Annotated in this window: 9 protein-coding genes; 3 read left to right on the top strand and 6 right to left on the bottom strand. The window is 73.4% G+C overall.

What is annotated here, in order from left to right; genetic code table 11:
* Positions 1-61: 61 nt before the first annotated feature.
* Positions 62-2,023: a hypothetical protein gene (locus tag NE235_RS27995; RefSeq protein ID WP_252808254.1), complete on the top strand. Its 1,962-nt coding sequence runs from the start codon at positions 62-64 to the stop codon at positions 2,021-2,023.
* A 91-nt stretch (positions 2,024-2,114) separates the two neighbouring features.
* Here the strand turns inward: NE235_RS27995 and NE235_RS27990 are convergent, their stop codons facing one another.
* Positions 2,115-3,317, bottom strand: coding sequence for a PP2C family protein-serine/threonine phosphatase (locus tag NE235_RS27990; RefSeq protein WP_252808253.1), 1,203 nt, complete (start codon positions 3,315-3,317; stop codon positions 2,115-2,117).
* A gap of 42 nt (positions 3,318-3,359) precedes the next feature.
* On the opposite strand from NE235_RS27990, the gene NE235_RS27985 reads away from it, so the two are divergent.
* On the top strand, positions 3,360-3,941 hold the full coding sequence (locus tag NE235_RS27985) for a MarR family winged helix-turn-helix transcriptional regulator (protein ID WP_252808252.1): 582 nt from the start codon (positions 3,360-3,362) through the stop codon (positions 3,939-3,941).
* Here NE235_RS27985 and NE235_RS38365 read toward each other — a convergent pair.
* The gene (locus NE235_RS38365) at positions 3,933-5,603 is read right to left on the bottom strand and encodes a PP2C family protein-serine/threonine phosphatase (protein WP_252808251.1); all 1,671 of its coding nucleotides are present in this window, start codon (positions 5,601-5,603) and stop codon (positions 3,933-3,935) included. The genes NE235_RS27985 and NE235_RS38365 overlap by 9 nt on opposite strands.
* Before the next feature lie 17 nt (positions 5,604-5,620).
* Positions 5,621-6,211: an ANTAR domain-containing protein gene (locus NE235_RS27975; RefSeq protein ID WP_252808250.1), complete on the bottom strand. Its 591-nt coding sequence runs from the start codon at positions 6,209-6,211 to the stop codon at positions 5,621-5,623.
* A gap of 234 nt (positions 6,212-6,445) precedes the next feature.
* Between NE235_RS27975 and NE235_RS27970 the strand changes: the two genes are divergently transcribed.
* Positions 6,446-10,414: a HAMP domain-containing protein gene (locus tag NE235_RS27970; protein WP_252808249.1), complete on the top strand. Its 3,969-nt coding sequence runs from the start codon at positions 6,446-6,448 to the stop codon at positions 10,412-10,414.
* Positions 10,415-10,432: 18 nt separating this feature from the next.
* Here NE235_RS27970 and NE235_RS27965 read toward each other — a convergent pair whose 3' ends face one another.
* The 3 genes from NE235_RS27965 to NE235_RS27955 all read right to left on the bottom strand — a co-directional run bounded on the left by NE235_RS27965 (position 10,433) and on the right by NE235_RS27955 (position 14,163).
* Positions 10,433-11,632 (bottom strand): cytochrome P450, encoded by a 1,200-nt coding sequence (locus tag NE235_RS27965; protein ID WP_252808248.1) that lies wholly within the window; start codon positions 11,630-11,632, stop codon positions 10,433-10,435.
* Between the two features lie 198 nt (positions 11,633-11,830).
* Positions 11,831-12,667: a patatin-like phospholipase family protein gene (locus NE235_RS27960; RefSeq protein ID WP_252808247.1), complete on the bottom strand. Its 837-nt coding sequence runs from the start codon at positions 12,665-12,667 to the stop codon at positions 11,831-11,833.
* Positions 12,664-14,163 (bottom strand): DHA2 family efflux MFS transporter permease subunit, encoded by a 1,500-nt coding sequence (locus tag NE235_RS27955; RefSeq protein WP_252808246.1) that lies wholly within the window; start codon positions 14,161-14,163, stop codon positions 12,664-12,666. Before NE235_RS27955 ends, NE235_RS27960 begins: the two co-directional genes overlap by 4 nt.
* Between the last annotated feature and the right edge of the window lie 13 nt (positions 14,164-14,176).

The raw sequence follows: 14,176 nt of genomic DNA, 5'->3' as shown, positions 1-14,176 counted from the left end.
CCCCGTCGCCCTGGGCATCCAGAGCGACTCACTCCAGACAAAACGATCTTAGGGACACCGCATGTCGTACCTGGAAAGGTCGAACTGGAAGGACCCGAACCGCTCGCGGCGGTTCCGCCTGTTCATTCCGCTGGCGGTCGCGCTGGTCCTCGCCGCCGGTTCGGCCGTGGCCCTCACCACGAAGATGGGGCTCACGGCGTTCGGCGGGTCGCCCGGCTGTCCGAGCGCGAGCGCCACACCGACCCATCGAACACCCAGGACCGGTCCCGGCCGCCGCAGGCTCCCCAAGAAGGGGGCCGAGGAGGTCAAGGTCGGGGCCACGCCCGCCGCCTCGCCGACCGACTCCCCGCCCGGCGGCGCGGCGGCGGGCCCCTCCGCCGGAGCAGGGACGGCGGACCCCGGCGGCGTACCGTCCGCCGGTGCGCCGAGCGCGGATCCGGGGACCGGCGCTCCCTCTCCGGCGGCCCGGGCCGCCGTCCCGCTCGCCGCGGACGCCGCGGCACCCGCCGAGGCGGTGACGCCGTCGTCCGGCACCGCGACGGCCGACGCGGGAACGCAGCCGTCCGCCGGGACGGCCATGCCCGACGCGAGCACGCAGCCGTCCGCGGGAGCCGACGCGCAGCCGTCGGCGGGGGCCGTTCTGCCGAGCGCGAGCGGCTCGGCGGGCACGGCGATGCCGGCGCCGAGCGCGGCCTCCGGGCGCGCCGCTCCGGCGAAGCGGAAGAGGCCGGGCGCCACACCGAGTTCCTGCCCGAGCCCGACCACGACCACGGGCGGCGGCGCGCCGGCCGCCGATCCGAATACGAACTGCACGCTCATCGTGCCCGCCGACCCGCTGAGCGCCCGCGGCCTGGCCACCCCGTACCGGCTGACCGCCACGAACGCGGCGATGGGCCCGTGCAACGAGGCGAACGTCAACCAGTCGGCGTTCGTCCAGGCGACGATCATCGACCCGGCGACCGGGAGGCTGTCGGTCTACAGCCCGCTGGTGGTGGACCAGGGTGGCCGGCCCGCCGCCGCGCCCGTGACGCCCACGCTTCCGGCCGGCGCGGTCGTCGGCATCTGGTTCGGCTTCAACGGTGACAACCTGACCTTGCGCGGCACGGGCGCCGCGCTGCGGCAGGGCAGGTGCGTGGGCGGCCAGGGCGGCTCGGTCTTCGGCCAGTTCGCCTACTGCAACGCCCCGGCGTTCTTCCGCGCCGCGAACGCCGCGATCCGGGCGGGGCGGCTGACCGTGCCCGCGCTGGGCACGGCGAAGGACGGCATGCCCTGCATGTCGACGCGTGACTTCGCGCTCGTCGACCAGGACCAGAGCGACAACGTCCAGACGACGTACCTGGCGACGGCGGACGGCCGGATCGCGCAGAACACGGCGGCGAACAAGGGCAGGCTCGCCGGCACTCGGACGCTCGCCAACCCGAGTGACAACGCGCTGCTGGACGTCTTCGTCGACCCGGCTCTCGGCTGCACGCCGTGGACGGCGCCCGACCTGGCCAACCCCGGCGCCGTGGTGACGTCGCTGGCGCTGGACGAGCTCCAGGCCGCCGCCCACCAGGCGGCGCCGAGCGCGCTGGTGCCGCCGAACAACCCGATGACCCTGGTGAACGACCGGACGAGCACGGCGAAGACGAACCTGTACCGTGCCGGGGTCGACCAGCCCCCGCTGCCCGCCGGGCAGACGCCGGCGGAGTACTGCCGCGCCATGGACACCGTCCAGGCGGCGCGGCTGCGGAAGGACATGCGGCTGCTGGCGGGCCAGGCCAGCCCGATGCCGGACGCGGCCGACAGCCTGTTCACCTTCCTGGGCATGCGGTTGCAGCAGTCGTTCGGCAACCTGAAGTGCCAGGACTTCGGCCTGACCAACCCGGTCGCCAAGCTCACCATGAAGGGCAACGTGGTCACCGGAGTCACCTTCGCCGGCAACGCCGGCCAGGGCGGTGACGGAGGGAACGGCGGCAGGCCGGGCGGGAACGGCGGCAAGGGCGGCGGCCCGCGCCACCACGGGCCGGGACCGCGGAACTGACCGCACGCCCGGGCGCGGACCTCGGCGAGGACGCGCCCGGGCGCCCGCTGCCATGTGCTCCTGGGTCGTCCGAGGCGCCGCCGGATCCCTCTCAGCGGCCCTTCCAGTCGAGGCAGACCACGACGGCGTCGTCGGCGAGCTGGGTGCCCTGGTGACGCTCGACGAACCGGTGCAGCAGCGTACGGACCAGGTCCGCCGGGGGCTGGAGACGGGACTCGGCGAGGTCGCGCGTCAGGAACTCCTCCTCGTAGGCCGCGCCGGCCCCGGGCAGGTGCGCGGCGTGCATGCCGTCGCTGACGATGACGAGACGGTCACCGGGCCGTACGGTGAACCGCTCCTCGGTGTACGGCGTGTCGCCGAACATCCCGAGCGGCAGCTGCCGGTCGAGCGGCATTCGTTCGGCCGTGCCGCCGCGCATCCGGTAGATGACGGGGGAGCCCGCGTCCACGGCGGTGACGGCGCCGGTCGCCCGCTCGATGCAGAGCAGCAGGGTGGCGACGTGCTGCCGGCCGCCGTAGTGACGGAAGATCGTCTCGTCGGCGAGCCCGCACTGCTCGAGGAGGTCACCGCCCGACCGGCGGGCGTTGCGCATCGCGCCGACGGCGAGCTGGGTGAGAAGCGCCGCCGCGGTCCCCTCGCCCATCCCGTTGGTCACCGAGATCGTGAGGGTGTCCCGCCCGGCGCTCCAGTCGAAGTTGTCCCCGGCGACCGCGTAGGCGGGTTCCAGCTGGCCGGCGAACTCGTACTCCGGTGCCGAGCCGACGCGGCCGGGCAGCAGTTCCCACTGCATCTCCGCCGCGAGGGTGAGGCGTTCGCGGCGGCGGGCCTGCCGGTAGCGGTCGGTGGCCCGGTCGGCGATCTCCAGGGCGCGGCTCAGCGTCGCGGCCAGGTCGAGGAGCTCGGCCCGCTGCTCGGCGGACGGGAGGTCGGGCAGCGTGAGGCGCAGGACGCCGAGCCGGTTGCCGAGGACGGACAGGGGAAGGTGCAGGAGCCGCCGGGTGCCAGGGGACATCGTGGTGGGCGGTTCGAGCACGGGCTCCCCGGTGGCCAGGGCACGGCCGCTGGGGCTGCCGGCCAGCGCGATCGGCGCCTCCCCGGAGGCGACCGGCTGGAGGTACGCCATCCGGTAGTCGGTCAGGTAGATCTCCGCGGCGTCGGCGCCGCACAGCTTGCGGATGGTCTCTTCGGCGACGTCGGCCAGCTCGTGCGGTGCCGCCAGCCAGATCCGGCGTTCGGCCTCGCGCAGGGCGTCACCGTCCCCGAGGCCGCCGGGGCCGGGCTGTTCGTACGACATGGCGATCCGCCTTTCCGTCACCGAGTATGCGAAAGTGTGACCATGGCCAGTGCGCACCAGCCCATCGATCGGCAGGCCGCCATCGTCGAAGCGTACGCTGCGGCGCTGGTCAACGCGTGGGACAGGGCCCAGGAGGTCGCCGGCTTCGGGGTCTCGGCGACGCAGTTGCGCGCCCTCGCCGTCATCGACCGCAACCACGAGATGACGATCAGCGCGCTCGCGGGCGAGCTGGGCACGCTGCTGTCGTCGGCGAGCCGGTTGTGCGACCGTCTGGAGGCGGCGGGGCTGATCTCCCGGGACATCGATCCGGCCGACCGCCGCTCCGTGTCCGTCTCCCTGAGCCGCAACGGCAACGCGGTCTTCGCCCAGCTCCGCGAGCACCGGCAGGCGGAGTTCGCCCGCGTCCTGCGCGAGATGCCGGCCGCCGCGCGCGAGGCCCTGATCGAGGGCCTGGCGGGCTTCCACACCGCGTCCGGCGAGCCGCCCGCGGACGGCACGACCTCCGCGGCGATCGGTTTAGTCGACCGCGCGCGCCGGCGCTTCCCGCATTCCGCTCCGCCGCCGACGCGCCGGGTGAGCCGCCACCCGGTCGGCGTCCGCCGCCGGTCGTCCGGGTCAGCGTAGGTGGATGGTGACCAGGCAGGTGTCGTCATTGGTGTTGGCGCTGGTGCCGCCGAGCAGGTGATCACTGAAGGTCTCCGCGTCGCCGACCGGCCGGCCGGCGAGGCGGATGAGCTCCTGGAGGGCCTCGTCGAGGGGCAGGTCGCGGCGTTCGACGAGGCCGTCGGTGAACAGCAGGAGCGCGTCGCCGAGCTGGAGGGTGGTCGTGGCCTCCTCGTAGACGGCGTCCGGGGCGAGGCCGAGGAGGAAACCGGCGGGCAGGGGGAGCAGGCCGGCCTCGCCGTCGCGGACCAGGACGGGCGGCAGGTGGCCCGCCCGGGCCCACCGCAGCGAGCGCTCGGAGGGGTCGTACAGGCCGCAGATCGCGGTGGCGAACGTGCCTCCGGTGAGGTGGTAGGCGACGTTGTTCAGCATGCCGAGCAGCTCGGCCGGGCCCGCGCCGGTGATCGCCAGGCCGCGGAGGCCGTTGCGCAGCGCGACCATTCCCGTGACCGCGTCGAGCCCGTGTCCGGCGATGTCGCCGACGGCGAGCAGCACCTTCTTGTTCGGCAGGACGATGGCGTCATACCAGTCGCCGCCGACGAGCTGGCCGTCACCGGCGGGCCGGTAGCGCACGGCGATGTCGAGGTCAGCGGCGCTGACCGGCTGGTCGGCGGGCGGCAGGATCGCCTGTTGCACGTGGAGGGCCAGGCGCTCCTGGTCCTCGGCGCGCTGTTCGGTGTCGGCGAGCCGGTCCTGGGTCGCCGCGAGGGCGACCTCGGAGTGGTAGCGGTCTGAGACGTCCTGGTACGCACCGCGGATCGCGGCGACCGTCCCGGACGCGTCGGTGACCGGCTCGGCGAAGGCGCGGATCTGGCGTACGGACTCGTCGGCCCGGACGAGCCGGAACGTCGCGAAGGCCGGCCGGTGCAGGCGCAGCAGCTGCTCGCGGAAGCGTCGTACGGTGGCCCGGTCCTGGGGGGCGACGTGGCCGGGCAGCTCGTCCAGGCCGATGGCCGGCGCGGCGGGCGGCAGCCCGAACAGCGCGAAGGTCGGTTCGCTCCACATGACCCGTCCGCTCACGAGGTCCTGCTGCCACGCGCCGATCCTGCCGAGCCGCTGCACCTGCTCCAGGAGGGCGCCGGAGGCGCCGATCCGCTCGCCGTCGTCCCAGGTGAAGGCGAGGCGGTCGAAGATCCGCGCGATGCGCACGCGGTGGACCGGCTCGTCGGCGGCGCCGGCGATCGACCACTCGGCCTCGGCGGGCCGGCCGGTCGCCAGGACCTCGGCGCTCACGTCCAAGGGGCCGCCGGGCAGGGCGGTCTGCGGGGAGACGTGCGAGAGGCGCTGTCCCAGCAGGCTACGGGCGGAGTAGCCGGTCACGCGGGGGACGTCCCGGCCGAGCAGGTCGATGCGCAGGTCGACGACCCGGCCGGTGGCGTCGCGGACGGGGCTCAGCAGCAGGAACGCGTCGCTCAGGCCGGTGAGCACGGCGGCGGCGTCGAGCAGCCGGTCGTCGTCGGCCGATCCGGGCCGGGCGTCCAGCGTCCGCGCGCACACCTGCGCGAGCGCGGTGAGCTCGGAGCGTACGGCCGGCGTGAAGCCGGGCAGCCGCGTCGCCCAGCGGATCTCCAGCACGCCGGCGCATCCGCCGTCGGTGGTCAGCGGGAGGACGGCCCGTGCCACGTCCTCACCGCCGCCGGTCAGCGGGGGCGCGCCCGGCCCCGGCCGGCGCCGCCCGGCCACCAGATCGGCGCGCGGTCGCGTACGGCGCGCTGCTGCAGGCTGTCCAGCTGCGGGGGGACGCGCCGCCAGTGCGCGCGTTCCAGCGGGTCGAGCCCGGCCGCGCCGGCGAGTTCGAGCGCGCCGTCGGGGCGCAGCGCCCACAGCGCGGCGGCGACGGCGCCGGACAGGGAGAAGGTCTCGCCGAGCAGGGCCGCCGCCATCGCGTCGCCGTCCTCGGCGTGGAGGATGGCGGCCTCCGCCAGCCGGGGGCGTGCCGGGGGCATCCCCTCGTCGGCGGCCCGCCGGGCCGCCTCGGCGAGGGGGTCGTCCGCGGCGAGGCCGACCAGGTCGGCCGCCAGGTCGACGAGGGGCATGCCGGTCCCGGCGGCGAGGCGCGCCAGGTGGCCGAGGGCCTCGGCGGGGGAGCAGGCCAGCCGGTCGACGAGGATGCCCGTCGCGATGTCCGTGAGGGCACGGGCCGCGGCCCGATCGCGCGTCTCGTCGAGTCGTCGCCGTTGCTCGGCGACGAGGGCGGTCAGCCGCATGACGTCATCCGGCGGGACCGTCATGCCGGCCTCGCCGCGTGTACGTTGGGCGCCACGTGACGCCCGTGGGATGCGGTCAGGTCAAGCCCTCATCTCGTCCGGAGGGAGCGGACGACCACCGGCGTACGCGTCACATCGACGCAGACCGGGGGCGTCCGACGGTAACCCTGCCAGTATGGTTGCCATGAGGCAAGTAGATGGCGGTCTCTTACGGAAGCACTTGCGCCGCGCATGTGGGCGGACGATCGGAGTGAGGGCATGTCTCAACGGGACGTCGCTGGACCGGCACTACGCGAGCCCGACGGCGCGGATGAGGCGGCCCTGCGCCAGCTCCTCGCCGGGCTGACCGCCGTCCGCGACGGCGACTTCGCCACCCGCCTGCCGCAGACAGGTGACGGGCTGATGGACGAGATCGCCGGCGTATTCAACGGGATGGCCGACCAGCTGTCCCAGTTCACCTCCGAGGTCACCCGCGTGGTCCGTGAGGTCGGCACGGAGGGCAAGCTCGGCGGCCAGGCCCAGGTCCCGGGCGCCTCGGGGAACTGGAGGCACCTCACCGACTCGGTCAACGCCATGGCCGGCAACCTGACCGGCCAGGTCCGCGACATCGCGCAGGTGGCGACAGCGGTCGCACGCGGCGACCTGTCGCAGAAGATCACGGTGGACGCGCGCGGGGAGATCCGGGAGCTCAAGACGACCATCAACACGATGGTCGACGAGCTGTCGTCGTTCGCCGACGAGGTGACGCGGGTGGCCCGCGAGGTGGGCACCGAGGGCCGGCTGGGCGGCCAGGCGCAGGTACCGGGCGTCGGCGGCACGTGGCGCGACCTGACCGACTCGGTGAACTTCATGGCCGGCAATCTCACCGCGCAGGTCCGGTCGATCGCGCAGGTCGCGACGGCGGTCGCGATGGGCGACCTGTCGCAGAAGATCCGCGTCGAAGCGCGCGGGGAGATCCTGGAGCTGAAGGAGACCATCAACACGATGGTCGACCAGCTCTCCGCGTTCGCGGACGAGGTCACCCGCGTCGCGCGCGACGTCGGCACCCAGGGCAACCTCGGCGGCCAGGCCATCGTCCGCGGCGTGTCCGGCACGTGGAAGGACCTCACCGACAACGTCAACGTCATGGCCTCGAACCTGACCGCGCAGGTCCGGTCGATCGCGCAGGTGGCGACGGCGGTCGCGAAGGGCGACCTGTCGCAGAAGATCACCGTCGAGGCCCAGGGCGAGGTCGCCGCGCTCGCGCAGACGATCAATACGATGGTCGACACGCTGGGCGCGTTCGCGGACGAGGTGACCCGCGTGGCCCGCGAGGTCGGCACCGAGGGCATTCTCGGCGGTCAGGCGAACGTTCCCAACGTCGCCGGCACCTGGAAGGACCTCACCGACAACGTCAACTCGATGGCGAACAACCTCACCGGCCAGGTCCGCAACATCGCGCAGGTCACCACGGCCGTCGCCCGCGGCGACCTGTCAAAGAAGATCGACGTCGACGCGCGCGGCGAGATCCTCGAGCTGAAGACGACGATCAACACGATGGTCGACCAGCTGTCGTCGTTCGCCGCCGAGGTCACCCGCGTCGCCCGCGAGGTCGGCAGCGAAGGCCGTCTCGGCGGCCAGGCCGAGGTCGAGGGCGTGTCCGGCACGTGGAAGCGCCTGACCGAGAACGTCAACGAGCTGGCCGGCAACCTGACCCGACAGGTCCGCGCGATCGCCGAGGTCACCAGCGCCGTCGCGACCGGCGACCTGACCCGGTCGATCTCGGTGGAGGCCCAGGGCGAGGTCGCCGAGCTCAAGGACAACATCAACGCGATGGTGCAGTCGCTGCGCGACTCGACGCGGGAGAACCAGGAACAGGACTGGCTGAAGACCAACCTGGCCGCCATCGCGGGTCAGATGCAGGGCCACCGAGATCTCGTGACGGTGGCCGAGCTGATCATGGACGAGATCACGCCGCTCGTCACCGCGCAGTACGGCACCTTCTACCTCACCGACACCGGGGGAGGGGAGACCGCCCTGCGGCTGATCGCGAGCTACGGCCACGAGGCCGGCGCGCCGGCCGACCGCGAGTTCAAGCTGGGGGAGTCCCTCGTCGGGCAGGCCGCCCGCACGAAGAGGACCATCACGGTCGACAAGGCCCCACCCGGATATGTGAAGGTCTCCTCCAGCCTCGGCGAGTCCGCGCCCGCCGACCTGATCGTGCTGCCGATCGTGTTCGAGGGCCAGGTCCTCGGCGTGATCGAGCTGGCCTCCCTGACCGGCTTCTCGCAGGTTCACCGCGACTTCCTCCGGCAGTTCGCCGAGACCGTGGGCGTGAACCTCAACACGATCATCGCCAACGCCCGTACGGACACGCTGCTGGAGGAGTCGCAGCGGCTCGCCGCCGAGCTGCGGTCCCGCTCCGAGGAACTGCAGGCCCAGCAGGAGGAGCTGCAGCGCTCCAACGCCGAGCTGGAGGAGAAGGCCGCGCTGCTGGCCCGGCAGAACCACGACATCGAGATCAAGAACTTCGAGATCGAGCAGGCCCGGCAGGAGATAGAGGAGCGCGCCCGGCAGCTCGCGCTGGCGTCCAAGTACAAGTCCGAGTTTCTGGCGAACATGTCGCACGAGCTGCGCACACCGCTGAACAGCCTGCTCATCCTGGCCCGCATCCTCGCCCAGAACCCCGGCCGGAACCTCACGGCCAAGCAGGTGGAGTTCGCCAACATCATCCACTCGGCCGGCACCGACCTGCTGCAGCTGATCAACGACATCCTCGACCTGTCCAAGGTCGAGGCCGGCAAGATGGACGTGCACTCCGAGAGCATCGCCGTCACCCGGCTGCTGGAGGACATCGAGAGCACCTTCCGGCCGCTCACGACGGAGAAGGGGCTGAACTTCCGGGTCGAGATCGCCGACGAGGTGCCGCCGGAGATCTGCACCGACGAGCAGCGGCTGCGCCAGATCCTGCGCAACCTGCTGTCGAACGCCGTGAAGTTCACCGAGCGCGGCGGCGTGGAGCTGCGGGTCCGCCTCGCCGGCGACGTCACGCTGCCGACCGCCGGGCCCGGCGAACCGGTGTTCGCCTTCGAGGTGACCGACACCGGGATCGGCATCGCGGAGGAGAACCTCGAGGCGATCTTCGGTGCCTTCCAGCAGGGCGACGGCACGACGAGCCGCCGGTACGGCGGCACGGGGCTGGGCCTGTCGATCTCCCGGGAGGTCGCGGGGCTGCTCGGCGGTGAGATCCATGCGAAGAGCCGTGTCGGGGACGGCACCACGTTCACGCTGTACCTGCCGCCGACGGCGCCGAGGCCCGGCGAGCACTCCGGAGCGGACACCGGCGGCGTCCCGCCGGTCGCGGGCTCCCCGGCGGCCGCGCCCGTGGTTCCCGAGATCCGCCGCCTGCTCGTGCTGGAGCAGGGCGGCGGCCTGCTCACCCCGCTCGCCCGCAGCGCGGCCGCCGACCTCGCCGACACGCACGGCAACGTCGAGATCACCAGCGCGGCCGGCGCCGACGAGGCGGTCGACGCCCTGCTCGCGGCCCCGCACGCCTGCGTCCTGCTCGACCCGGGCCTGCCGGCGGCGCAGGCCTTCTTCGACCGGCTCGACCGGCAGCCGGGGCTCGCCGCCCTGCCGGTGCTGGCCCATCCCGGCCGCCGGCTGAGCGTCGCGCAGGAGCGGCTGGCCGCCGCCCGGGCCCGGTCTCACCCGTTCGAGATGCTGCCCTCCCTCGACGAGCTGCGCGAGCGCGTCACGCTGTACCTCTCGGGCGGACGGCTCGTCGACGCGCTGCCGTTCATGGCGCCGTCGGCCGAGCCGGGCCGGGAGGGGGCCGTGGCGGAGGACGCCGGGGTCCTCGGCTACGCCGAGCTGAGCGGCCGCCGGGTGCTCGTCATCGACGACGACGTCCGCAACGTGTTCGCGATCTCCAGCGCGCTGGAGCTGTACGGCATGTCGGTCCTCCACGCGCCGAACGGCAAGAAGGGCATCGAGGTGCTGCGCGAGCACGACGACATCGAACTCGTGCTGATGGACATCATGATGCCGGAGATGGACGGGTACGCCACGACGGCCGCGATCCGCGCGATGCCGCGGTTCGCGGACCTGCCGATCATCGCCGTCACCGCCCGCGCCATGCACGGCGACCGGGAGAAGAGCCTGTCGGCCGGCCTGACGGACCACGTCGCCAAGCCGGTCGACACCGAGGAGCTCCTCACCTGCATGAACCGGTGGTTGCAGAGCTGATGCCGGGACACGGCGCGCTCACCAGGTGAGGGGCAGGCGGTAGACCCCGTAGATCGCCATGTCGTCCCGCAGGGGTACGTCCTCGGGAGGGACGGCCAGGCGGAGGCCGGGGAAGCGGGTGAAGAGCGCCGGATAGGCGACCCTCATCTCGGCGCGGGCGAGCTGCTGGCCCAGGCACTGATGGAAGCCGTGGCCGAAGGCCACGTGCTGCGCCGGGGGCCGGGTGATGTCGAGCCGGTCGGGATCGGGGTAGTGCCCGGGGTCGCGGTTCGCGGCGGACAGCGCGGCGACGACGGTCTCGCCCGCGCGGACCAGCCGCCCGGCGATCACCACGTCCTCCAGCGCGACGCGCACGAGCCCGTACTGGATGATGCTGAGGTAGCGCAGCAGCTCCTCGACCGCGCCGTCGATCAGTTCGGGCCGCTCGCGCAGCGCCTGGAGCTGTTCCGGTCGCGTCAGCAGCGTGAAGGTGCCCAGGGCCAGCATGTTGGCCGTCGTCTCGTGCCCGGCCACGAGCAGGAGCAGCCCGACGCCGGTGAGCTCCTCCGGGGTCAGCCCGCTGCCGGGGTCGTGAACAAGACTGCTGAGCAGCGCGTCGTCGGGCTCGCGCCGCTTGCGGTCGACCAGGCCGCGGATGTAGTCCCAGATCGCGTCGCGCGCCGCGAAGATCGTGTCGTCGTCGGCGCCGATCTTGAGCAGCGTGCTGGTCCAGTCCTGGAAGGCGGCCCGGTCCTCGTACGGGACGCCGAGCAGTTCGCAGATGACGAGGGAGGGGATCGGCAGGGCGAAGGCGGGGACGAGGTCGGCCGGCGGCCCGGAGCGTTCCATCGCGTCGAGGTGCTCGGCGACGATCTGCTCGATGCGCGGGGTCAGCTCGCGCATCCGCCGGGTGGTGAACCAGCGGGTGAGGATGCGGCGGTACCGGGTGTGCTCGGGGGCGTCCATGCTGATGAAGAACCCGGCGCGGAAGACGGGTTCGCCACGGCGGACGGGGACCGCTCGGACCGGCGACGAGGCGTGCAGCCGGTCGGAGCTGAACCGCTGGTCCGACAGGAGCGCCCGGACGTCCTCGTGCCGGGTGAGCAGCCAGCCGACCTTCCCGTCCGGGAAGGCGAGCCTGCTGACCGGGTCCTCCTCCCGCAGCAGGCGGTACTTCCCGGGCGGGTCGAACGGGCATTCGCGGCGTGTCGGCAGCGGCTGCGGGGTGGAAACGGACAAGGAGTACCTCCTCCGCTCGGGCCCGGCCCGCGGATACGACACCGGAGGTGCGCCGGTCGGTGGTGCGGCCGGTGGTCCCGGCGCCGGCCGCCCGGGATCCTGTACGGCCCGGACGGCAGGCCGAGCGACACAAACCAGCCTATGTCTAGATATATGTGTTTTACATAGATCTCAGCCCGGTTTTACCTACGGAACCGGTCACGCGCCGGCGTCCGCACGACGACCGGGGCGGAGCCGGGCCGCGACCCCGGCGTCCCGGATCGCCTCGGCGGCGCCGGCCGCCTGCCGGACTCCCGCCTCGTACGCCGCCGCCGAGGCCGCGCGGTCGTGCAGGTCGGGCCCGAACGCCTCGATCGCCGCCCGGTCGGGAATGATCCGCAGGGCGGGCGATCCGGCCGCCGCCTCCGGCGGCGGGAACAGGTGGGCCAGCGGCTCGACGAGGATGACCGCCCCGGCGCCGGACACGAGGTCGGCGTTCGCGCCTCCGGCCAGCGCGCCGTCCATGTACCGCCGCCCGCCGAGGGTGATCGGCGGATAGACGCCCGGCATGGCGCAACTCGCCGCCACGGCGGACCCCAGGGGCACGCCGTCGTCACGGCTCCAGACCCGCCGCTCCCCGGACCCGACGTCGACCGTCGTGATCAGCAACCGGCCGTCCGGCCAGCCCTCACCGGTCAGGGCGGTGATCCGGGACCGGTGCGCCTCCTCCTCGCCCGTCCCGGCGGCGAGGGCGATCCGGCCGACCCGCCGCCGGGCCTCCACCGGATCCAGACTCCGATCACCGAGCACGGCGAACACCTCGTCCAGCCGCGCCGGGGCCGGCGCGCCGGAACCGGTGGTCCGCCGCAGGGCGCCCAGCGGTTCGAGGTCCCGGCCCGTCGCGAGCATCGCGCCGACGATCGCCCCCGCCGAGGTACCGACGATCAGGCCGGCCTCCGCCAGGTCGATGCCGGCCCGGCGCAGCCCGGCCACCAGGCCGGCGGTCCAGGCCGTGCCGACGACGCCGCCGGGCCCCAGCACCAGTTCCGTGGTCATGACTCCCGTCCCTTCGCGTGGCGGCCCGGCAGGAACAGCGCGGGCAGTACGGCCAGGGCCATCAGGACCACGGCCCAGACGTAAGTGTGCTGGAAGGCGCCGGCCAGCCGGGGCGCGATCGCGTCCCGGGCCGGCGCCGGGAGCGCTCGGACCGCTCCGATGCCCCCTTCGGTGGTGCCGGGCAGCCGGTCGCGCATCGCCCCGGCGAGCACGACCGAGATCAGGGCCGTGCCGAGCGCGGCGGAGACCTGCTGCGTGATGTTCAGCGCGGTGCTGGCACCGGGGACCTCCGCGTTCGGGACGTTCCGGGTCGCCGCCGTCATCGCCGGCATGATCGTCATCCCCACCCCGACCCCGGTCACGGCGAGCGGGAGGACGAGGTGCCAGTACGGCGTGCCGGCGTGGACCTGTGCGGTGAAGACGAGGAACCCGGCGCTCGCCAGGGTGATCCCCGCGGGCACCAGCCGCCGGGGGGAGACCCTGTCGATCAGCCGGCCGGCGATCTGCATGGTGATGCCGGTGGCCAGGACCTGCGGGATGCCGAGCAGGCCCGATGCGGTCGCGCTCTGCCCCCGTACGACCTGGTAGTACAGCGGCAGCAGCAGCATTGACCCGAAGTACGCGCAGGTGAAGAACACCAGGGACCCGGCCGCCGTCGCGAACGCCCGCCGCCGGAACAGCCGCAGGTCGATGAGCGGATGCCGGGCCGTCAGGCCGCGGACGACGAACCCGGCCACCAGCGCGGCGCCCGCCAGCGTGGGGACGAGCACCTTCGCGGTGCCGAAGTCGCCGTGCTCGCCCCCGGCGGCCAGGCCGTAGATCGCCATGGCCAGCCCCGGGGACAGCATCAGCAGGCCCGGAACGTCGAGGCGGTGGCCCGGCTCCGGCACGTCGGCCGGGAAGATCCGGCCGGCCAGCAGGAGCACCAGCAGCCCGATCGGGAGGTTGATGAAGAAGATCCAGCGCCAGGAGGCGCTGTCGACCAGCCAGCCGCCGAGGATCGGCCCGGCCAGCGGCCCGATCAGGACCGGAATGCCGAGCACGCTCATCATCCGGCCCCGGTGTTCCGGGTCGGCGGCCCGGATGACGATCGTCATCGCCAGCGGTGTGATCATCCCGCCGCCGAGGCCCTGCAGCGCGCGGAAACCGATGAGCGAGCCGGTGTCCCAGGCGAGCCCCGCGAGCGCCGAGCCCAGGGTGAACATCCCGATCGACGCCAGGTAGGCGCGTTTAGCACCGAACCGGCCGACCGCCCACGCCGTGGCGGGGATCACCGAGGCCAGCGCGAGGGTGTACCCGGTCGCCACCCACTGGATGGTCGCGACCGGGGCGTGGAAGTCCTGGGAGAGCCGGCCGAGGGCGACATTGACGATCGTCATGTCGATGACCGTCATGATCGATCCGAGCACGATGACCATGGCGATCGCCATCGGGGCGGGAGCGCCGCGCGGCGGCCGGGAACGGGCGGGGCGGCGCGACATGAAGGCGGTCGTCATCGATGCGATCCGT

The organism is Actinoallomurus spadix (assembly GCF_024055725.1).
Classification (GTDB): domain Bacteria; phylum Actinomycetota; class Actinomycetes; order Streptosporangiales; family Streptosporangiaceae; genus Actinoallomurus; species Actinoallomurus spadix.
The sequence above is the reverse complement of the archived record's forward strand: the minus strand, read 5'-3'. Positions and strand labels throughout refer to the sequence as shown.